The sequence below is a fragment of the Streptomyces sp. NPDC052023 genome, from assembly GCF_044548465.1.
Classification (GTDB): domain Bacteria; phylum Actinomycetota; class Actinomycetes; order Streptomycetales; family Streptomycetaceae; genus Streptomyces.
The window spans coordinates 408,867-428,564 of record NZ_JBIUBW010000001.1 but is presented as its reverse complement, the minus strand read 5'-3'; the positions used below and the strand labels follow the sequence as shown (position 1 = coordinate 428,564).

The following is a 19,698-nucleotide window of genomic DNA, read 5'->3' as shown; positions in this document are numbered from 1 at the left end:
GGGGCGGCTCAAGTGCCTGGCTCCTTCCGGGAGTTCAGAGGACGAAGCAGGGATCGAAGGGTGTGGTCGCGATGTCCGGGGTCAGACCGCGCGCGGCACGCCATTGCCGGTGCTGCTCCGATTCGGCGACGACCTCGCCGAGCGACGCCGCTTGGCGGGCGCCGGCGCCGGCCGCCCGGCGGGATGCCTGGTAGCCGCCGAAGTGGGCCACCGGGCTCCAGGCCGGGCTCACCGGGGGAAGTTCCTCGTCGAGCCCCTCGTACTCGCCGGCGGCGTAGACGATCCGGCCCCCGGTGACGGTGAGCAGCGACTCGATGTGCGCGATCTCCGGCTCGGGCACGGTGAAGTAGTCCCCGGACAGGATCGCCAGGTCCGCGTAACTTCCCGGCCGCAGCACGCCCTTGACGTCGTCCTCGCCGGTGAGCGCCGCTCCGGCACGGGTGAACATGTCCAGCGCGGTCTGCCGGTCGACGCGGTTCGCCGGCGGGCGCAGGGCCAGATCGCCGACGGTGCGGCCACTGACCAGCCAGTGCAGGGCGACCCAGGGGTTGTACGTCGAGACCCGGGTGGCGTCGGTGCCGGCGCCCACGGTGAGGCCGCGGTCCAGCATGGCGCGGATCGGCGGGGCGTCGGCGGCTCTGCCCGGACCGTAGCGCCGTACGAACGCCTCACCCTGGAAGGACAGGCGGTTCTGCACGGACATGGCGCCGCCGAGCGCGGCGATGCGGTCCAGGCTCTCGGCGGAGACGGTCTCCGCGTGGTCGAACAGCCACCGGTTCCCGGCCGGGAAGAGCCCTTCCGCGGCGAGCTTCTCGAACACCGCGAGATCCCGGCGGATGGTCTCGTCATACGTGGCGTGCAGTCGGAACCCCCACCCGCTCTCCATGAGCAGGCGCACCGCCTTCTCGAACTCCGCCTCGTAACCGGCGGCCAGTTCCGGACGAGGCTGGGTGAAGTTCTCGAAGTCGGCCGCCGCCCAGGTGAGGTTCTCGCCCGCTCCGTTCAGCCGCAGCCATTCGTCCCCGTCCTCGGGGCGGGCCGTCTCCGTCCAGCGGGTGAGGTCGTCGATCTCCTGGCCCGGTGTCTGCGGGAACAGGTGGTAGGCGATGCGCAGCGACAGCTGTCCGGCCTCGGCCAGTTCGATGACGGTGGCGTAGTTGTCGGGGAAGTTCTGGAAGCCGCCGGCAGCGTCGATCGCCGAGGTCAGCCCGAACCTGTTCAGCTCGCGCAGGAAGTGGCGGGTGGAGGTCTTGCGGTCCCCGCCCTCGAGCGCCGGCGCCTTGGCCAGGGTCGAGTAGAGGATCAGGGCGCTGGGCGCGGCCAGCAGCATGCCCGTCGGCTCGCCGTCCCGGCCGCGGACGATCTGTCCGCCCTTGGGGTCGGGCGTGTCCCTGTCGAATCCGGCGGCCTTCAGCGCCGCCCGGTTCAGGACGGCCGACTGGTACAGGTGCAGCACGAACACCGGGGTGTCGGGGGCGGCGGCGTTCAGTTCGGCGACGGTCGGCAGCCGCCGCTCGGCGAACTGCTCGGCCGACCAGCCGCCCACCACCCGCACCCATTGGCCCTTCGGGGTACGCGCCGCCTGTTCCCGCAGCATCGCCAGACCCTGGCGCAGCGTGGGAACCCCGTCCCAGCGCAGTTCCAGTACGTAGTTGAGGCCGCCGCGGATCACGTGCAGATGGGCGTCGTTGAGGCCCGGGACCATGCGCCGGCCGAGCGCGTCGATCACTTTCGTGGCCGCGCCGATGTGCGGGGCCACGTCCTTGTCGTCACCGACGACCGTGATGACACCGTCCCGGACGGCGAGCGCCTCGGCGTGCGGGCGGCTCGGGTCCCCGGTATGGATTCTGGCGTTGCGGACGACGAGTTCCGCGGCGTCGTCGGTGGCCTGGGGAACCAGTCCGCCGACAGGCATTGCACACACGTTGCAGGCCCCCTCGGGGATGAGCGTCTTCGATGTCCGCCGCGTTGGCACCGGCGGACCAGGGATGCGGTGCCGGCGTGCCTGTTCGCTTTCGATGGCGGGGCGAACCGCGTCCGCCGAGCCGACGCTAGGCGCGGCGGACGCGGTCGTGTGTCCCGTCCGTGCACTGGAACGGTGCTCGCAGCGCACTGCGCGTCACGGCAGTTGGCGGCCTCGTCTCGGGACAGGGGGCAGTGCGCTGTGGGACATCAGGCGTGCACCTGTGGACAACCGGCGTTTCCCCGGTGGCCCTACCGTGAAGATCAGCGGCGCCGGAGTGCCCTTGGCGACGATCCGCGTCGTGTGCCGGAACGACTGACGTACCCGACGAAATTGCAGGAGCCCCGCATGTCTGATGCCTTCGCGCCGGTCCAGCCGGTGCTGGAACCCGCCGCAGCCGCGTTCGCCGAGGCGACCGCCAACCCGCCCTACCTCTTCGAACTGCCCCCGGCGGAGGGGCGCAAGGGCGTCGACGAGGTGCAGTCCGGCGAGATCGAGAAGCCGGCCGTCGACGAGGAGTGGATCACGGTCGAAGGGGGCCCCACCGGCAGCGTCCGGGCCCGGATCGTCAAGCCCGCCGACGCCGAGGGCACCCTGCCGGTGATCGTCTACATCCACGGCGCGGGCTGGGTGTTCGGCAACGCCCACACCCACGACCGCCTGGTGCGCGAGCTGGCCGTCGGCGCGAACGCCGCGGTCGTGTTCCCCGAGTACGACCTGTCGCCCGAGGCCCGCTACCCGGTCGCCATCGAGCAGAACTGGACCGTCGCGCGATGGGTCGTCGAGCAGGGCGCCACCAAGGGCCTCGACGCCACGCGCATGGCCGTGGCGGGCGACTCCGTCGGCGGCAACATGTCGGCCGCGCTGACCCTGATGGCCAAGGAGCGCGGCGGCCTGCCGCTGGTCCAGCAGGTGCTGTTCTACCCGGTCACCGACGCCAGTTTCGACACCGGCTCCTACCACCAGTTCGCGACCGGCTACTTCCTGCGCCGCGACGGCATGCAGTGGTTCTGGGACCAGTACACGACCGACGAGGCCGCCCGCGCCCAGATCACTGCCTCCCCGCTGCGCGCCACCACCGAGCAGCTCACCGGCCTGCCCCCGGCGCTGGTCATCACCGCCGAGGCCGACGTGCTCCGGGACGAGGGTGAGGCGTACGCCAACAAGCTGCGCGAGGCCGGTGTCCCGGTCACCGCCGCGCGGTTCCAGGGCATCATCCACGACTTCGTGATGCTCAACGCCCTGCGCGAGACCCACGCCGCCGAAGCCGCCATCACCATGGCCGTGCGCACCCTGCAGGCGGCCTTGCACACCGACTGACCCCTTCGACGGCCCCGGTGCGGCGCGCTGCCGTCAGGCCGGGGAGAGAACGGGTGACACACCGAGGCCGGGCCCTGAAGCGGAATCCCGCCTCGGGCGGTTGCACCGGCACCCGGCCCCGGTGGTGGTCTCGAACAGCCCCGCCTACGGCTGTCCCTGGTGCAGAGAACCGACGGACACTGCTGTCCGCAGGGCCGCCCGGGACGCCCCGTAGGCGGCTGGCGGCATCGCGGTGGTCGATGCCGCCGGATCGGGGAGGTCACGGGCGTCGCCGGTGTCGTTCATCTCACGCTCCAGCCCGCTGCCGTTCGAGGGTAGTCGCACCGAACCGTGCCGCCAGTGTTTTCCTGTTCTCCCGTTCGCTGCGGGCCTCGAAGCACACTCGGGGCCCGTTGGGCGTGTCGACTCTGGCCTGGCCACGTTTGGCACGGTCGAACGGTCCTTTGCCGCAGGGGCCTGAGCATGGACGGTTCCATGACCCAGCGCAGGCGGTGCAGCCGGCAGACGTCTCCGGGAAGCTGGTAGTACTGGATGATGCCCCGGTAAACGGCCTCGAACGTGGCAACGATCGCGTGATCGCTGCTGTTGACGAGGTCGGGTGACCAGGCACTACCCCGGTGAGCCGAAGCCCGGCCACGTCACACCGTGGGACGAGACGCCGGAGTGGGAGCGCGAGGCTGCCACCGCCGTGTACGGACGGGTGCGCGACTTCATCAGGATCAGCGAAGGGTACGCCGCGCGGCTCACCCGTGAGCAGAAGGGCGGCTTCGTCGCGATCTGCTGGACTGCCCAGATGCTCAAGCACTTCGAGGAGCCGAAGCCCGGGTACGTCGCCGACTGGGTCGACCTTCCGGCCTGGCAACAGGAGACGGACTCGGACATCTTCGAGCGCATCGAGCAGACCGTCTGAACCCCGAGAAACGACGAACCCCCGTCCGGACGGTGCCGGGCGGGGCGTCTCCTTACGTAGCCATCAAGGTAGCCACGGAGCCGTCCTCCCTTCACGTTTGTGCAGGTCATAGCGTTTTGGAACCAGTCCCCGGCGTACAGCCCGACTCGTCTGCCGCTCTCTATTTCCGCGGGTCAGAGGATATGTTTCATAGTTGAACAAATGGTTCGGGTCGAATCCGGGCCGAATTTGCCCTCGCGTATCGCCCGCCCTGTCCGATCCGCTGATGGGCAGGAAGGGTATATCGGGCGCCATGTGGGTGTGGGGGGCGTCGGAATTCAGCGAACAGCGGGACGGAAGACCTCGGACGGACTCGAAAGTATCGTCTGGCGTGTCCCCCCTCGGGCTGATGCCCGTTGGCGGCGTCGGGTCGGATACGGCGCTGCTCAACGGACTCTCGTGGCTCTCGCGCGCTTCGGGCCTCATCTTCCTGTCTATAGGCGAGGGGCTCCTGCCGGGAGGGGCTTCCGTCCGCGTAATGGACGTACTCGCGGACCAGGCGGAAGCCCGCGTTCCAGGCGAGCAGGCGGCCGGGGCGGTTGTGGAGTGAGCAGTTCCAACTGGGCAGGTGGCCGCCAGCGGTGATGTCCCCGCACAGGGCGGTGATGCAGGCGAGAGTCAGGCGGTGACGGCGGTTTTCAGGCACGGTGTACACGGCCACGGCCCCGTAGCGGGCGCCCCGGAAGTGCGTGCAGGCGAGCCCCGGCGGTCCGCCCCAGGTGTCAGTGATCCAGGACGCCTCAGGACCGAGGGGCCGCAGGGCACTGCGTCCGCCGTCTCCAGGCGGCGGACGGTGACGCCGCTGTGAGCGCATGGGTTGGGGTGTGGCCTGGAGAGTCCAGATCATGCGCTCCCGTGGGGTGAGGCGGCCGAACGCGCATCTGGCGCGGGCGGGAAACGGGCGGGCTTGTCCATGCGATGGTCGGCCAGAGGCGCGAAGTTCGGGGGTGAGGGCGTCCGGGGAGCCGCGCAGCACGGCGTGGCCCGCACAGGTGGCCGCGACAACGCGCGGTTCGGCCGGGCGGTCGGCCCACCTGGGGGAGGCCGACTCCCGTGATCGGCACATGCTGGCCGATGGCTGCCGGGCCGGAGACCGGGTGGGAACCGGCGGGTGAATGAGGTCGTGCAGCGCGTGAGTTCGATCATCGATGCCCCGTGGGTGGCCGGTGGGGGACAAGGGCGGGCGGGGCCTGGTGCGGGGTGGGGCAACCGCCCGTCCCTGTCGGTCGGATCAGCGCTGGCCGGCCTTGCTGCCGTGGTTCGCCTTCTTCTTGCGGCGGGCCTTCTTCTTGCGGGCGCGCTTCGACACTCGGGTCAACTCCCTTGAAATGGACAGAGGTTCAAGCGGTGCGACCGACCAGGAGGTCGGCGAGTCTGATGAGGCGCTTCACCGTGCGGTCCTCCGTGGCGGCCGGGGCCGGGTCCACGCGCTCGGTGCGGTCGTAGTAGGCGCCGTTGACGATCTCGACCGCCGGGTCGCACAGCCGGACCACATGCGCGGCGCCCTCGGCGGGACTGACGCCCTCGTGGGCGTACAGCGGGAGCAGCGCGGTGTCGCAGACGCCCGGGTGCACGGAGACCGCGGTGACGCGTGGGTCCGCCGCGAACACCGTCAGGGCCAGCTGGGACTGGGCGTACGCGGCGAGGCGCGAGTAGCGGCGGGCGCGGTTCGGGTCGGACCACTGGATGGAGGCGGTGCGGTGCAGGGAGGAGGACACATTGACGACCCGGCCGCCAGGGTCGCTGGTCAGCGCGGGCTCCAGCAGGCAGGTGAGCAGGTAGTGGGCGAGGAAGTTGACCTGGAAGGCGATCTCGTTGCCGTCGGCGGTGACGGTGTGCCGCTCGGGTGCGGCCATGCCCGCGTTGTTGACGAGGACGTCCAGATGAGGGTGCTCGGCGACTGCCTTGTGGGCGAGGGCCTCGACCTCGTCGAGACGTGCGAAGTCTGCGGCGTACGTGCACAGTTGGTTGGCGTCGATGCCGGCGGTGGCGATGAGGCTGTCGGCGGCGGCTCGGGCGTCCTCGGCGGTACGACCGTGCAGCAGCACGGTGGCACCGCGCTCGGCGAGCTGCCGTGCGGTCTCGTAGCCGATGCCGGCCGTGGCACCGGTGACCAGGGCCGTGCGGGATGAAAGAGTGGTGTCGGACATGATCCAATCCGGGGTTGACGGCACGCGACGCAGGCCCCGATGCGGGGCGGTGGGCGTGCGGTACACAACGGGGCGGGACGCCGGACGGGAGTCACGGCGCCCGGGGGATGCGGAACGCGTCAGTGGGACACGGACGCGGGCATTTCCGCACAGCGCGGCGCACGACTGGACGGCCGAGCGGGACTCGGCGGTCGGTCGAAGAGAAGCCAGGCGCTGTTCACGTCATCCATGGAAGCCGTACCGCAGAGCGGGGGCAAGCCCGACTCTCGTTCTCTTACACCCTTCTGACGTGCGCATATGCGTCCTTGACGGCCGGGGTGCCACAACAGAGGGCGAGGCTCAGCCAAGGCCGGGCACCCCGGAGACCAACAGGTCGATCAGCTTGATGCCGACGAAGGGCAGCACCAGTCCTCCGAGGCCGTACACGAGCAGGTTGCGGCGCAGGAGGTCGTGCGCCGACGCGGGCGTGTAGCGGACGCCGCGCAGGGCGAGCGGGATCAGAGCCACGATGATCAGGGCGTTGAAGATGATCGCCGAGGTGATCGCGGAGGTCGGGCTGTGCAGGCCCATCACGTTGAGTGCTCCCAGACCGGGGTAGGCGCTCGCGAACATGGCCGGGATGATCGCGAAGTACTTGGCGACGTCGTTGGTGATGGAGAACGTGGTCAGCGCGCCCCGGGTGATGAGGAGTTGCTTACCGATCTCGACGATCTCGATGAGCTTGGTCGGGTTGGAGTCGAGGTCGACCATGTTGCCGGCCTCCTTGGCGGCCGACGTACCCGTGTTCATCGCGACGCCGACATCCGCCTGTGCGAGCGCGGGCGCGTCGTTGGTGCCGTCACCGGTCATCGCCACCAGCTTCCCGCCCTCCTGCTCGCGCCTGATCAGCGCGAGTTTGTCCTCGGGGGTCGCCTCGGCCAAGTAATCGTCCACGCCCGCCTCTTCGGCGATCGCGCGGGCGGTGAGCGGGTTGTCACCGGTGATCATCACCGTCCGGATGCCCATGCGGCGCAGTTCCGCGAAGCGCTCGCGGATGCCGTCCTTGACCACGTCCTTGAGGTGGACCAGGCCGAGGACACGTGGGCCGTTCCAGTCGTGCACGGCCACCAGCAGCGGCGTCCCGCCGGACGCGGCCACCGAGTCCGCGTAGTGCCGTGCCTGGGACGGGACTTCGCCGCCGTACATCTCGACCCACTCGATCACCTGTTGGGCGGCGCCCTTGCGGATGGCGCACACCGCGCCGTTGCCCCAGCGCAGATCGACGCCGCTCATCCGGGTCTGTGCGCTGAAGGCGACCCAGCGGGCGTTCGCCAACTCACCCTCGGCGGGCTCGCGCAGCCCGTGCCTGTGCTTCGCGAGGACCACGATCGAACGGCCCTCGGGTGTCTCGTCGGCCAGCGACGAGAGCTGGGCCGCGTCCGCGAGCTGCCGTTCGTCGACGCCGGGCATCGGCACGAAGGCGGCGGCCTCGCGGTTGCCCAGGGTGATGGTGCCGGTCTTGTCGAGAAGCAGGGTGCCCACGTCCCCCGCCGCCTCGACGGCCCGGCCGGACATGGCCAGGACGTTCCGCTGGACCAGGCGGTCCATGCCCGCGATGCCGATCGCGGAGAGCAGGGCGCCGATCGTGGTCGGGATCAGCGTGACCAGCAGAGCCACCAGCACGGTCGTCGACTGGGCGGCGTCCGCGTACGAGGCCATCGGCTGCAGGGTGACCACGACCAGGACGAAGATGATCGTGAGCGACGTCAGCAGGATGTTAAGGGCGATCTCGTTCGGCGTCTTCTGCCGGGACGCGCCCTCGACCAGGGCGATCATCCGGTCCAGGAAGCTGTGGCCGGGGCGGGCGCCGACCCGCACGACGATCCGGTCGGAAAGGACCGTCGTACCGCCTGTGACGCCGCTGCGGTCGCCGCCCGACTCGCGGATGACCGGGGCCGACTCTCCGGTGACGGCGGACTCGTCGATCGCCGCCACCCCGTCGACGACATCGCCGTCGGCCGGGATCATCTCGCCCGTCTCGACCAGCACGACGTCGAGCGGTCTCAGGTCGGTGGCGGCGACGGCCTCCGAGCGGGCGGTGCGCACATCGGTGCCCCAGCGCCAGTCCAGCAGGCGCAGCGCCACCGTGTCCGTACGGGCCCTGCGCAGCGACTCGGCCTGAGCCTTGCCGCGGCCTTCGGCGACGGCCTCGGCGAGGTTGGCGAAGATCACCGTCAGCCACAGCCAGGCGCTGATGACCCAGGTGAAGACCGCCGGGTGGAACAGAGCCGACAGTGTGGTCAGGACCGCTCCCGCGGAGACGACGAGCAGCACCGGTTTGCGCACCAGAACTTTGGGGTGCAGCTTGCGCAGCGCTTCGGGGAAGGACCGGACGAGCTGGGCGGGCTCGAAGATCCCGCTCGGGGCACGCCGTCGGGCACTCGGTCTTGCTCCGGGCCGCGTCGGGCGCTGGTGGCGGGACGGTGGGGCCTGCTCGCGAGCGGCGGGAAACATGGGGACCTTCGGGTCTCGTCGACGACATGACAGTGGCCGCAGGAGCCGTGCGGGGCCGGGGGCCCCGGCCCCGCACGGCGGGCGCGCACGGACGTCGGCGGTGGGACGACGACAGAACGCCGTGCGCCGATGCGTGCCCCTCGACACGCCCCGCGCCGCCTCGACCGGTTCCGGACGATCGGTCCGGAACCGTGAGGCCACTGACGCCCGTGGCCTCTTCGGCGGCCGACAGGGAATCTAACCGCGCCCGAGGCTCGAACCACCGCGCTCGCAAAGGAATTTGCGGCTCCCATACGGGCCGGCCGTAAGAGGCGTCAAACCTCTGTCAAGAAACCTGAGTTGGCGTCATGAGGGCGTCAAGTGCCTGAGCGGCTCTCTCAGCGCCCGTCGCGCCCACGCGTATCTCGGCGCGTACAGGGACGCCCTGGGGAGGCTGATCGCCATCAAGTGACAGCACTTCGCGGCGTCGGTGCGGTCCGGCCGTTCGACCCTCGCCGATCTGCTCCCCTGCGCTGCGGCCTGCGGCCTGCGGCCTGCGGCCTGCGGCGGGCGCGCTGACCGTCCTGGGGCCACGGCCACCGCTCGCCGAGTTCCGCTGACCCCTGGACGGTTCGCCGCGCCGTCAACGTCACGTCAAGGTCCTCGGGCGCGGCACCAGAGATGTGTCAAAACAGTGCCGGGCAGCCGGGAGAAACGCTTTGGTGAGGGAAAACAGGCCGGAGCGGCACGGGACGGGTCCGGCCCGGGAGCCCGAGGAGCTGAGTGCCGGTGAGTATCGAGAACGTCGTGGGCCTGATCGTCGCGGGCTGTCTGGTCGGGTACCTCGTCCTGGCTCTGAAGTTCCCGGAGAGGTTCTGAGACGACCCGATGAACGACGTACGGCCGGGACGGCTGAAGGTCTACCTCGGGGCGGCACCCGGGGTCGGCAAGACCTACCGGATGCTCGACGAGGCGCGGCGCAGGGCGGCGCGGGGCGCCGACGTGGTGGTCGGGTTCGTGGCGTGCCATGGACGGCCGCACACCGAGGCCATGCTCGACGGACTGGAGGTCGTCGGCCGGCTCGACTGCGGCTACGGGGGCGGGGGTTTCCCCGAGATGGACCTGGCCGCCGTCCTCGGCCGGCGCCCGCAGGTTGCGGTCGTGGACGAGCTCGCCCACACCAACATTCCCGGCGAGGGCCGCAATGCCAAGCGGTGGCAGGACATCGAGGAGTTGCTGGCGGCGGGCATCGACGTCCTCACCGCCGTCGACGTCCAGCATCTGGAGTCCCTCAACGACGTCGTCGAGAAGATCACCGGGGTGCCGCAGCACGAGACGGTGCCCGACGAGGTCGTACGGCGCGCCCAGCAGATCGAACTGGTCGACATCCCGCCGGAAGGGCTGCGGCGGCGGTTGGCGCACGGCAACATCCGTGAGCCCGAGAAGATCGACGCCGCGTTCGCCAACTACTTCCGGCCCGGCAATCTGACCGCCCTGCGGCAGTTGGCGCTGCTGTGGGTGGCGGACCGGGTCGACGAGGCGCTGCAGTCGTATCGCAACGAGCACGGTATCGGCGGGGTGTGGGAGACCCGGGAGCGAGTGGTGGTCGCGCTGACCGGCGGGCCGGAGGGCGACACCCTGATCCGTCGGGGTGCCCGGATCGCGGACCGGTCGGCGGGCGGTGACCTGCTCGCGGTGCACGTCGCCCGCAGCGACGGGCTGGCCGCCGGTGCCTCGCACGCCTCGCTCGCCCGGCAGCGGGGGCTCGTGGAGGATCTGGGCGGCAGCTACCACTCTGTGGTCGGGGACGACGTGCCCACCGCGCTGGTGGAGTTCGCGCGCGCCGAGAACGCCACGCAACTGGTGCTCGGTACCAGCCGCCGGGGCCGCCTGGAACAGTTTCTCACCGGCCGGGGCATCGGTGAGACGACCGTCGCGCTCTCCGGCGACATCGACGTCCACATGGTCACCCACGAGCGGGCCGGGCGGGGCAGGCTGCTGCCGTCCCGGCGGCGCACTCTCACGACCGGGCGTCGGATCGCGGGTCCGGTTGCCGGGTTCGCGTTGCCGGTACTGCTCACCCTGCTGCTGGAGCAGGTACGCGGCACCCTCAACCTCACCAGCGAGGCGCTGCTGTATCTGCTGACCGTGGTGGGCGTCGCCTGCATAGGCGGGGTCACCTCCGCCGTGGTCGCCTCGGTCACGGCGTCCCTGCTGCTCAATTACTGGTTCGTGCCGCCCACAGGACACTTCACGCTGGGCGACACCGACAACTTCCTGGCGCTCGTCGTCTTCGCGATCGTCGCCGCCACCGTCGCGGCCGTCGTCGACCGCTCGCTGAGACTGTCCCGGCGCTCGGCGCGGGCCGCCGCCGAAGCGGAGACGATGTCGTCGTTGGCAGGGACGATCGTGCGCGGCGGCGCGACGATCCCGGCGCTGCTGGAGCGCACGCGCGAGACGTTCGGCATGGAGTCGGCGGAACTTGTCGAGCAGCCGCCCGGCCCCGGCACGTACGACGGGGTCACCGTCCCGGTCGGCTCCCGCTCCTACCTACTGCTGCGCGGCCGTACACTCCCCTCCTCCGAGCGGCGGGTGCTGGCCGCCTTCGCCGCGCACGTCGGGTCGGCGGTGGAGCGGGCCCGGCTGGCCGAAGCCGCCGCCGAGATAGAGCCGGTCAAGGCCGTAGACCGGCTCCGCACCGCCCTGCTGCGGGCCGTCGGCCACGACCTGCGCACCCCGCTTGCCGCGGGCTGGGCCGCCATCACTTCGCTGCGCAGCCGCGATGTCGCATTCTCGGACGAGGACCGCGAGGAACTCCTGGCCACCGCCGACGAGTCCATGGCCAAGCTGAACCGGCTGCTGGAGAACCTCCTCGACCTCAGCCGCCTCCAGGCCGGCGCCCTCCCCCTGAACCTGCGGCCCACGACCTTGGAGGAAGTCCTGCCGTCGGCGCTCGGAGATGCGACCGGCGTCGAGGCGGCGAACCTGGAAGGGATCCCCGAGATCCTGGCCGACCCGCCGCTTTTGGAGCGGGTCATCGCCAACCTGGTCGCCAACGCGGCCCGGCACACCCCGCCGGGGACTAAGGCGCTCGTCAGCGCCAGCGCCCTGGCCGACCGGGTCGAGGTGCGGGTCGTCGACCGGGGGCCCGGCCTGCCGGCCGAAGACCGGGAGCGGATCTTCGAACCCTTCCAGCGGCTGGGCGACACGGACAACACCGCCGGCCTCGGCCTCGGTCTCGCCCTCTCGCGGGGCCTGGCCGAGGCCATGGACGGAACACTCACGCCGGAGGACACTCCCGGCGGGGGACTGACCATGGTCCTTTCCCTGCCGGCCGCCGTCGGCGAGCAGAGGGCACGGGCTCGTGGTGCGCAGAGCACACAAGGCGCCGTATGAGCGCGGGAGCCGAGGAGAGATGACCGGGTTCGCGCTCCGGGACCGGGTTGCGGCGGTCGCCGCGCTGCTGGGGCCGCTCCTGGCGGCCCTCGCCCCCGTGCCGTTCCGCACCGGCTTGTCGAACACCAACGGGGCCCCTGATCCTGGTCGTGGTGGTCGTGGTGGTCGTGGTGGTCGTGGTGGTCGTGGTGGTCGTGGTGGTCGTGGTGGTCGTGGTGGTCGTGGTGGTCGTCGCCGTCGCGGCCGTCGGCGACCGGATCGCGGGCGCGGTCGCGTCACTGTCGGCTGCGGTGTGGTTCGCCCGCGGCGCAGCCGCACTCTGATACAGCTTCCTCACCCGTCCGTACCAGCGGTTCACCATGACCGAAACGGACGACATCGAGACCGCCGTGCTGCTCTTGGCCGTCGGCCTGATCGTCTCCCAGCTGGCCGCCCACGCCAGGCGGCTGGAGGTGGTGACGGTGACCGACGCCGAACACCTCCGGCGTATCCATGAGACGGCCGACCTGGCCAGGACCACCAGCTCGGCCGACGCGGTGGTCGAGCATGTTCGGCGTCAGCTGGTCGAGCTGCTCGACCTGCGCACCTGCCGCTTCGAGTACGGCACGCTCATGGGGCGGCCGCCGAGGCTGGAGCAGGACGGCGCGGTTGCGGTCGGCCGCCGGCGCTGGGACGTCGACGCCGCCGGCCGGCCCGAGGGCCGGATCGAACTGCGCGCGTACGGAAACGGGCACTACTTCGGACGGTTCATGATGACCCCCGGACCGGGCGGCGCTCCCTCGCTCAAGGCCCGGCTGGTCGCGGTGACGCTCGCCGACCAGGCGGGCGCCGCCCTGGACACGGCCGGCCTGGCGAACGGACACACCTCGGGCTGACGCCGGGGCACGGACACGCCTCGGCCGTGCGGGGCCCCGCGCGGCCGCACACGCAACCCCGGCCAGGCCGAGCGCTCCGCCGGCTGTGCCGGTGTGCGGCTCGGGAGCGGGGCGGCGATGGACCGGCGTGCGGCGGCGCCGCTGCGGCTGGACCCGCCCGCGCGGTGGCGGCCGCACATCGGACACGGCCCCGCACCCCTTCAGGGCGCCGCCGAACCGCGCCGGGTCTCACCCGGACCGTTTCAGGCGGCGGGGCGCTCGTCGGTCGCGGCCGTCATCCCGGAGACCTTGAACACGGCCAACGCGGTTTCGCGGTCGATGCGGTCCGACAACGTGCGCAACGCGGCCAGGCGAGGGGCGTGGCGCTTCCCGTCGGCCGATGTCCGGGCGTCCGTGTCGAGGCGGTGCCACAGGGCGGGGTTGGTGATCAGCACCTGGATGTCGCATTCGGCCTGCCCGCCCAGGGCGTCCCGCAGGAGCAGGCGCTGGCAGGCGTGACCGGTGACACGGGCGGCGACCAGGCGGTCGGTACGCACCCGGTGGGTGCCCCTGAGGGTCCGTACGGCCAGCCATCCCTCGCCCGCCGTGACGCGGGGAGGCATCAGGACCAGGAACAACAGCAGGGCGAGCCCGCTCCACAGAACGGCACGCGCGGCGGTGAACGTACCGGCCGCCGCGTCCACCAGGACGAGCAGCCCGAGGAGGGAACCGGCACACAGCTGCGCGGTGCGCAGGTCCGCGGCCCACTCGCAGTCGACGATCTCGTTCCCGTGCGGTGCGAGGCGCCCCGCGGTACCGTCGGCCCCGGGGCCGGACGGGCCGGTACCGTGCCTTTCCCCGTGCCCATGAGTGCGGTCTCCCATGGCCGGGACGATAGGCGGGAGACGTCGCCCGGACACCCTTCCTGACGGGCCGCTAACGGGTTGCCGACCGATCCCTGACGCCTTGGCGCGGGCTGCGGAGGCCGGCTGGGAGGACCGGCCCGTTCCGCGCAAGGCCATGATCACCCGAACGGCGGGCGCGGCGCGGCGTAAGAGGTGTGTCAAGGCCGTCGGAGTCGCCGTAAGAGGGCCGTTAAGGACGCTGGAATCCGGCCGAGTGGCGGGTTTCCTGTACTGGTCCGATCCGTTCCGAACCTCATCCAGGAGCTTGCGATGGCCGATATGGCCTTCGTCGTCGCCACGATCGCGGTGTTCGCGCTGGTGGCTCTCGTCGCCAAGGGGGTGGCGAAGCTGTGACTGCCGAGAACATCGTCGGCCTGGTCGTGGCCGTCACCCTGCTGGGCTATCTCGTCCTCGCCCTCGTCTTCCCGGAGAGGTTCTGAGCCGCCGTCATGGGTTCCGTATTTGCTGACGTGCTCGTGGTGACCGCGCTGATCGGCGCGCTCGCCCTGGTGCACCGTCCCCTCGGCGACTACATGGCCGCCGTCTTCCAGTCCAAGAGGCACCTGCGGGTCGAGAAGTGGATCTACCGGTCCGTGGGTGCCAACCCGGACGCCGAGATGCGCTGGCCCGCCTACCTGCGCGGGGTGCTGGCCTTCTCCGCGGTCGGTGTGCTCTTCCTCTACGTGATGCAGCGGGTGCAGGACAAGCTGCCGCTGTCGCTGGGCTTCGAGCCGATCACCCCGGACCAGGCGTTCAACACGGCCGCCTCCTTCGTGTCCAACACCAACTGGCAGTCGTACTCGGGCGAGGTGGCCATGAGCCACGTCACCCAGACGATGGGCCTGGCCGTGCAGAACTTCGTCTCCGCGGCCGTCGGCATCGCCGTCGCGGTGGCGCTGGTCCGCGGCTTCGCCCGCTCCCGCACCGGTGAGCTGGGCAACTTCTGGGCGGACCTGGTGCGCGGCACCGTCCGCATCCTGGTCCCGATCTCGGTGGTCGCGGCCTTGGTCCTCATCGCCTGCGGCGCCATCCAGAACTTCGGCGACATCCACACGATCACCACGCTGACCGGTGACAAGCAGGCCATCAGCCCCGGCGCGGTCGCCTCCCAGGAGGCCATCAAGGACCTGGGCACGAACGGCGGCGGCTACTTCAACGCCAACTCCTCGCACCCGTTCGAGAACCCCAACGGCTTCACCAACTGGCTGGAGATCTTCCTGCTGCTGGTGATCCCGTTCTCGCTGCCGCGCACCTTCGGCAAGATGGTCGGCTCGGTCAAGCAGGGCTACGCGATCGTCGGCGCCATGGCCACCATCTGGTTCCTCGGCGTCATCGCCGTGACCTGGCTGGAGTACGCCCACCCGGGCACCGCCTCCCAGCTGGCGGGCGGCGCGATGGAAGGCAAGGAGCAGCGCTTCGGCGAGGGCAACTCCTCGCTGTTCGCGGTCTCCACGACCATGACCTCGACCGGGTCGGTCAACTCCTTCCACGACTCCTACAGCGGCCTGTCCGGCGGGGTGCTGCTGCTCGGCATGATGCTGGGCGAGATCGCACCCGGCGGTACCGGCTCCGGGCTCTACGGAATGCTGATCATGGCGATCATCGCGGTGTTCATCGCCGGTCTGATGGTCGGCCGTACGCCCGAGTACCTGGGCAAGAAGATCGGCTCCCGTGAGATCAAGCTGGCCGCCTGCTACATCCTCATCACCCCGGCGCTGGTGCTGATCGGCACGGCGCTGGCGATGGCGCTGGGCAAGGGCGAGTCGTCGATGACGAACATCGGCGCGCACGGCTTCTCCGAGGTGCTCTACGCCTACACGTCCGCCTCCAACAACAACGGCTCCGCCTTCGCCGGCTTCGCCGCCAACACCGAGTACCACAACACCATGCTCGGGCTGTGCATGCTCTTCGGCCGCTTCCTGCCGATGGTGTTCGTGCTGGCGCTCGCCGGCTCGCTCGCCGAGCAGAAACCGGTACCGGCCACGGCGGGCACGCTGCGCACCGAGAAGCCGCTGTTCACCGGTCTGCTGGTCGGCGCGATCCTGATCATCACCGGTCTGACGTTCTTCCCGGCCCTCGCGCTGGGCCCGCTGGCCGAAGGGTTGGCGTGATGACCACCAACACGCAGAAGACCGACGTACAGAAGCAGGACTCCATGTCCACACCCACCCTCGCGCCCCACCAGGACGCGCCCACCGGGCACAAGTCGTCCGATGGCCGTGTCGGCGGCGGGCTGTTCGACCCCAAGCAGCTGATCAGGTCGCTGCCGGACGCCTGCCGCAAGCTCGACCCCCGGGTGATGATCAAGTCCCCCGTGATGTTCGTGGTCCTCGTCGGCTCGGTCCTCACGACGATCTTCTCGTTCAAGGACCCGGGCGACTGGTTCGGCTGGGTGATCAGCGCCTGGCTGTGGCTGACGGTGATCTTCGCCAACCTGGCGGAGGCCGTCGCCGAAGGCCGCGGCAAGGCCCAGGCCGACACACTCCGCAAGGCCAAGACCGACACGGTCGCGCGCCGCCTCGTGGGCGACCGCGAGGAGCAGGTGCCCGGCACCGAGCTGAAGATCGGCGACCTGGTCGTCTGCGAGGCCGGCGACATCATCCCCGGCGACGGCGACGTCGTCGAAGGCGTCGCCTCCGTCGACGAGTCGGCGATCACCGGTGAGTCCGCGCCGGTCATCCGCGAGTCCGGCGGTGACAGGAGCGCCGTCACCGGCGGTACGAAGGTGCTCTCCGACCGCATCGTCATCAAGATCACGACGAAGCCCGGCGAGACCTTCATCGACCGGATGATCAACCTGGTCGAGGGCGCGGCACGGCAGAAGACGCCGAACGAGATAGCCCTGAACATCCTGCTCGCGTCGCTGACGATCGTCTTCCTGCTGGCGGTGGCGACCCTGCCGCCGTTCGCGGACTACGCGGGCAGCGATCTGACGATGGTCGTGCTGGTGGCCCTGCTGGTCTGCCTCATCCCGACGACGATCGGCGCGCTTCTCTCCGCGATCGGCATCGCCGGCATGGACCGCCTGGTCCAGCGCAATGTGCTGGCCATGTCCGGCCGTGCGGTCGAGGCCGCCGGTGACGTATCCACGCTGCTGCTCGACAAGACTGGCACCATCACGCTCGGCAACCGCCAGGCATCCGAGTTCGTGCCGGTGCGCGGGACGACGGAGGCCGAGGTCGCCGACGCCGCGCAGCTCTCCTCGCTGGCCGACGAGACGCCCGAGGGCCGCTCGGTCGTCGTACTGGCGAAGGAGAACTACGGGCTGCGCGAGCGCCACCAGGGCGAGCTGGCGCATGCCACGTGGATCGAGTTCACCGCCCAGACCCGCATGTCGGGTGTGGACGTGGACGGCAGGAAGGTGCGCAAGGGCGCCACGGCGTCCGTCATCGCCTGGGTGCGGGAGGAGGGCGGCACGGTCGCCGAGGACGCGGACACGATCGCCAACCGGATCTCCGAGGCGGGCGGAACCCCGCTGCTGGTCGCGGTCCACGACGCCAAGGGTGCCCGGGTCCTGGGTGTCATCCACCTCAAGGACGTCGTCAAGGACGGCATGCGGGAGCGGTTCGATGAGCTGCGCCGCATGGGCATCAAGACGATCATGATCACGGGTGACAACCCGCTGACCGCCAAGGCGATCGCCGAGGAGGCGGGCGTCGACGACTTCCTCGCGGAGGCGACTCCCGAGGACAAGATGGCGCTGATCAAGCGGGAGCAGGCCGGCGGCAAGCTGGTCGCGATGACCGGTGACGGCACCAACGACGCACCCGCGCTCGCGCAGGCGGACGTCGGCGTGGCGATGAACACCGGCACGTCGGCCGCCAAGGAGGCCGGCAACATGGTCGACCTCGACTCCAACCCGACCAAGCTGATCGAGATCGTCGAGATCGGCAAACAACTCCTCATCACCCGAGGCGCTTTGACGACGTTCTCCATCGCCAACGACGTCGCGAAGTACTTCGCGATCATCCCGGCGCTGTTCGCGGCCGTCTACCCGGGCCTGGACAAGCTCAACATCATGAACCTGTCCTCGCCGGACTCCGCGATCCTGTCCGCGGTCATCTTCAACGCGCTGATCATCATCGCGCTGGTGCCGCTCGCCCTGAAGGGCGTCCAGTACCGGCCCGTCAGCGCCGACAAGATGCTGCGCCGCAACCTCACGATCTACGGCCTCGGCGGCCTGATCGCCCCGTTCCTCGGAATCAAGATCATCGACCTGCTCATCTCGCTCATCCCCGGGATCGGGTGAAGGACATGAACACCTCTCTCGCAAGCTCCGCACGCATGGCGTGGGCCGCCCTGCGCATGCTCCTCGTCCTCACCGTGGTGACCGGCATCGCCTACCCCCTGCTGGTCACCGGCATCGGCCAGGCCCTGTTCAACGACAAGGCCAACGGCTCGATGGTCGAGGCCGAGGGCAAGGAGGTCGGCTCCCGTCTGATCGGCCAGAGCTGGAACCTGCCCGGCACCGACAATCCGGACCCGAAGTGGTTCCAGGGCCGCCCTTCCAACAGCGGCTACGACCCGCTGGCCACCGGCTCCAGCCAGCTGGGCGCCAGCGACCCGACCCTCGTCAAGAACGTCAAGGCCGCCAAGGCACAGGTCGCCGAGTTCAACGGCGTACCCGCGTCCGAGGTGCCCAAGGACGCGGTGACCGGCTCGTCCTCCGCGATCGACCCGCACATCTCCCCGGAGTACGCGGACCTCCAAGTCGAGCGGGTGGCCGAGAACAACGGGCTGACCGCGGCCCAGGTGCAGAAGCTGGTCGACGAGCACACCGACGGCCGCACCCTCGGCTTCATGGGCGAGCCGCACGTCAACGTCCTGGAACTGAACATCGCGCTCAAGGAACTCGCGGCGAAGAGCTGATGAGTTTACCCGAACCGCACGGGAGCCGACGGCCCGGGACACCTTCCGGGGCCGTCGGCTCCCACCGGCATCCAGCCCCCGGTGGGCTGTCCCGCCCCGCGCATGACAGGAAAGGCGCACACCGATGACCCGGGTGCTGGTCGTGGAGGACGACCCCCAGCTCGTACGCGCGCTCGTCATCAACATGCAGGCCCGCCACTACGGCGTCGACGCGGCCCCGGACGGCGCCACGGCCCTGCGCCTGGCGGCCGCCCGCCAGCCCGACGTGGTCGTCCTCGACCTGGGCCTGCCCGACATGGACGGCGTCGACGTCATCAAGGCCCTGCGCGGCTGGACCAGGGTCCCGATACTCGTGCTGTCCGCACGGCGGGCGTCCGACGAGAAGGTCGCCGCCCTGGACGCGGGCGCCGACGACTACATCACCAAGCCGTTCAGCATGGACGAGCTGCTCGCCCGCCTGCGCGCCGCCGTCCGCCGTACCGAAGCCATGCCGATCGAACCCGAGACGAAGCTGGTCACGACGGACGAGTTCACCATCGACCTGGCCGCCAAGAAGGTCCACCGCGGCGGACACGACGTCCGCCTCACCCCGACCGAGTGGCACCTGCTGGAGATCCTGGTGACCAGCCCCGGACGGCTCGTCACACAGAAGCACCTTCTCCAGGAGGTCTGGGGAGTGTCGCAGAGCAGCAAGACCAACTACCTGCGGGTGTACATGGCCCAGCTGCGCCGCAAACTGGAGGCCGACCCGTCCCACCCCCGTTACCTCATCACCGAACCCGGCATGGGCTACCGCTTCGAGGCGTGAGCCCGATCCCCG

At 70.4% G+C, this 19,698-nt stretch carries 17 protein-coding genes; 11 read left to right on the top strand and 6 right to left on the bottom strand.

All coding sequences use genetic code 11. The features are described 5' to 3' along the window. Positions 1-34: 34 nt before the first annotated feature. Positions 35-1,915, bottom strand: coding sequence for an amidohydrolase (locus ACIHCM_RS01975; RefSeq protein WP_399887777.1), 1,881 nt, complete (start codon positions 1,913-1,915; stop codon positions 35-37). 396 nt (positions 1,916-2,311) lie between these two features. Between ACIHCM_RS01975 and ACIHCM_RS01970 the strand changes: the two genes are divergently transcribed. Further along, positions 2,312-3,283 carry an alpha/beta hydrolase gene (locus tag ACIHCM_RS01970; protein ID WP_399887775.1) on the top strand — a complete coding sequence of 324 codons (972 nt, stop codon included), beginning with the start codon at positions 2,312-2,314 and terminating at the stop codon, positions 3,281-3,283. A 281-nt stretch (positions 3,284-3,564) separates the two neighbouring features. Here ACIHCM_RS01970 and ACIHCM_RS01965 read toward each other — a convergent pair whose 3' ends face one another. Beyond that, entirely contained in the window at positions 3,565-3,816 is a 252-nt protein-coding gene (locus ACIHCM_RS01965; protein ID WP_399888697.1) for a hypothetical protein, read from the bottom strand. 65 nt (positions 3,817-3,881) lie between these two features. Here ACIHCM_RS01965 and ACIHCM_RS01960 point away from each other — a divergent pair, with 65 nt between their 5' ends. Next, the gene (locus ACIHCM_RS01960) at positions 3,882-4,193 is read left to right on the top strand and encodes a hypothetical protein (RefSeq protein WP_399887773.1); all 312 of its coding nucleotides are present in this window, start codon (positions 3,882-3,884) and stop codon (positions 4,191-4,193) included. Between the two features lie 187 nt (positions 4,194-4,380). Here the strand turns inward: ACIHCM_RS01960 and ACIHCM_RS01955 are convergent, their stop codons facing one another. The 3 genes from ACIHCM_RS01955 to kdpB (ACIHCM_RS01945) form a co-directional block, all read right to left on the bottom strand. Then, positions 4,381-5,046: a GNAT family N-acetyltransferase gene (locus ACIHCM_RS01955; protein ID WP_399888694.1), complete on the bottom strand. Its 666-nt coding sequence runs from the start codon at positions 5,044-5,046 to the stop codon at positions 4,381-4,383. Between the two features lie 526 nt (positions 5,047-5,572). Continuing rightward, positions 5,573-6,382 carry an SDR family NAD(P)-dependent oxidoreductase gene (locus tag ACIHCM_RS01950; RefSeq protein ID WP_399887771.1) on the bottom strand — a complete coding sequence of 270 codons (810 nt, stop codon included), beginning with the start codon at positions 6,380-6,382 and terminating at the stop codon, positions 5,573-5,575. Positions 6,383-6,721: 339 nt separating this feature from the next. Continuing rightward, on the bottom strand, positions 6,722-8,875 hold the full coding sequence (kdpB, locus tag ACIHCM_RS01945) for a potassium-transporting ATPase subunit KdpB (protein ID WP_399887769.1): 2,154 nt from the start codon (positions 8,873-8,875) through the stop codon (positions 6,722-6,724). A gap of 768 nt (positions 8,876-9,643) precedes the next feature. On the opposite strand from kdpB (ACIHCM_RS01945), the gene ACIHCM_RS01940 reads away from it, so the two are divergent. From ACIHCM_RS01940 to ACIHCM_RS01925, 4 genes are all read left to right on the top strand, one after another. After that, the gene (locus tag ACIHCM_RS01940) at positions 9,644-9,733 is read left to right on the top strand and encodes a potassium-transporting ATPase subunit F (RefSeq protein WP_399887767.1); all 90 of its coding nucleotides are present in this window, start codon (positions 9,644-9,646) and stop codon (positions 9,731-9,733) included. A 9-nt stretch (positions 9,734-9,742) separates the two neighbouring features. Then, a complete protein-coding gene (locus tag ACIHCM_RS01935) occupies positions 9,743-12,250 on the top strand; it encodes an ATP-binding protein (RefSeq protein WP_399887765.1) in 2,508 nt (835 codons plus the stop codon). 149 nt (positions 12,251-12,399) lie between these two features. Further along, positions 12,400-12,573, top strand: a complete 174-nt coding sequence (locus tag ACIHCM_RS01930) for a hypothetical protein (protein ID WP_399887763.1) — start codon at positions 12,400-12,402, stop codon at positions 12,571-12,573. A 36-nt stretch (positions 12,574-12,609) separates the two neighbouring features. Next, positions 12,610-13,125 (top strand): hypothetical protein, encoded by a 516-nt coding sequence (locus ACIHCM_RS01925; RefSeq protein ID WP_399887761.1) that lies wholly within the window; start codon positions 12,610-12,612, stop codon positions 13,123-13,125. Positions 13,126-13,367: 242 nt separating this feature from the next. On the opposite strand, the gene ACIHCM_RS01920 is transcribed toward ACIHCM_RS01925, so the two are convergent. Continuing rightward, complete coding sequence (locus ACIHCM_RS01920; RefSeq protein WP_399887759.1) at positions 13,368-13,988, bottom strand: hypothetical protein; 621 nt, start codon at positions 13,986-13,988, stop codon at positions 13,368-13,370. Positions 13,989-14,359: 371 nt separating this feature from the next. On the opposite strand from ACIHCM_RS01920, the gene kdpF reads away from it, so the two are divergent. The 5 genes from kdpF to ACIHCM_RS01895 all read left to right on the top strand — a co-directional run bounded on the left by kdpF (position 14,360) and on the right by ACIHCM_RS01895 (position 19,686). Next, a complete protein-coding gene (gene kdpF, locus ACIHCM_RS01915) occupies positions 14,360-14,449 on the top strand; it encodes a K(+)-transporting ATPase subunit F (RefSeq protein WP_355810199.1) in 90 nt (29 codons plus the stop codon). Between the two features lie 9 nt (positions 14,450-14,458). Beyond that, positions 14,459-16,120 (top strand): potassium-transporting ATPase subunit KdpA, encoded by a 1,662-nt coding sequence (kdpA, locus tag ACIHCM_RS01910; protein ID WP_399887756.1) that lies wholly within the window; start codon positions 14,459-14,461, stop codon positions 16,118-16,120. Next, positions 16,120-18,258, top strand: a complete 2,139-nt coding sequence (kdpB, locus tag ACIHCM_RS01905; RefSeq protein ID WP_399887753.1) for a potassium-transporting ATPase subunit KdpB — start codon at positions 16,120-16,122, stop codon at positions 18,256-18,258. The genes kdpA and kdpB (ACIHCM_RS01905) overlap by 1 nt, the downstream gene beginning before the upstream one ends. A gap of 5 nt (positions 18,259-18,263) precedes the next feature. Then, positions 18,264-18,878: a potassium-transporting ATPase subunit KdpC gene (gene kdpC / locus ACIHCM_RS01900; RefSeq protein ID WP_399887751.1), complete on the top strand. Its 615-nt coding sequence runs from the start codon at positions 18,264-18,266 to the stop codon at positions 18,876-18,878. A 124-nt stretch (positions 18,879-19,002) separates the two neighbouring features. Beyond that, a complete protein-coding gene (locus ACIHCM_RS01895; protein WP_399887749.1) occupies positions 19,003-19,686 on the top strand; it encodes a response regulator in 684 nt (227 codons plus the stop codon). Positions 19,687-19,698: the final 12 nt, after the last annotated feature.

Bases quoted from the DNA above. Each gene is read 5' to 3' on its own strand.
- ACIHCM_RS01975 (WP_399887777.1), bottom strand. From the start codon at position 1,915: ATGCCTGTCGGCGGACTGGTTCCCCAGGCCACCGACGACGCCGCGGAA.
- ACIHCM_RS01970 (WP_399887775.1), top strand. From the start codon at position 2,312: ATGTCTGATGCCTTCGCGCCGGTCCAGCCGGTGCTGGAACCCGCCGCA.
- ACIHCM_RS01895 (WP_399887749.1), top strand. From the start codon at position 19,003: ATGACCCGGGTGCTGGTCGTGGAGGACGACCCCCAGCTCGTACGCGCG.
- ACIHCM_RS01935 (WP_399887765.1), top strand. From the start codon at position 9,743: ATGAACGACGTACGGCCGGGACGGCTGAAGGTCTACCTCGGGGCGGCA.
- ACIHCM_RS01955 (WP_399888694.1), bottom strand. From the start codon at position 5,046: ATGCGCTCACAGCGGCGTCACCGTCCGCCGCCTGGAGACGGCGGACGC.
- ACIHCM_RS01950 (WP_399887771.1), bottom strand. From the start codon at position 6,382: ATGTCCGACACCACTCTTTCATCCCGCACGGCCCTGGTCACCGGTGCC.
- ACIHCM_RS01920 (WP_399887759.1), bottom strand. From the start codon at position 13,988: ATGGGAGACCGCACTCATGGGCACGGGGAAAGGCACGGTACCGGCCCG.
- kdpB (WP_399887769.1), bottom strand. From the start codon at position 8,875: ATGTTTCCCGCCGCTCGCGAGCAGGCCCCACCGTCCCGCCACCAGCGC.
- kdpA (WP_399887756.1), top strand. From the start codon at position 14,459: ATGGGTTCCGTATTTGCTGACGTGCTCGTGGTGACCGCGCTGATCGGC.
- kdpC (WP_399887751.1), top strand. From the start codon at position 18,264: ATGAACACCTCTCTCGCAAGCTCCGCACGCATGGCGTGGGCCGCCCTG.
- ACIHCM_RS01925 (WP_399887761.1), top strand. From the start codon at position 12,610: ATGACCGAAACGGACGACATCGAGACCGCCGTGCTGCTCTTGGCCGTC.
- kdpB (WP_399887753.1), top strand. From the start codon at position 16,120: ATGACCACCAACACGCAGAAGACCGACGTACAGAAGCAGGACTCCATG.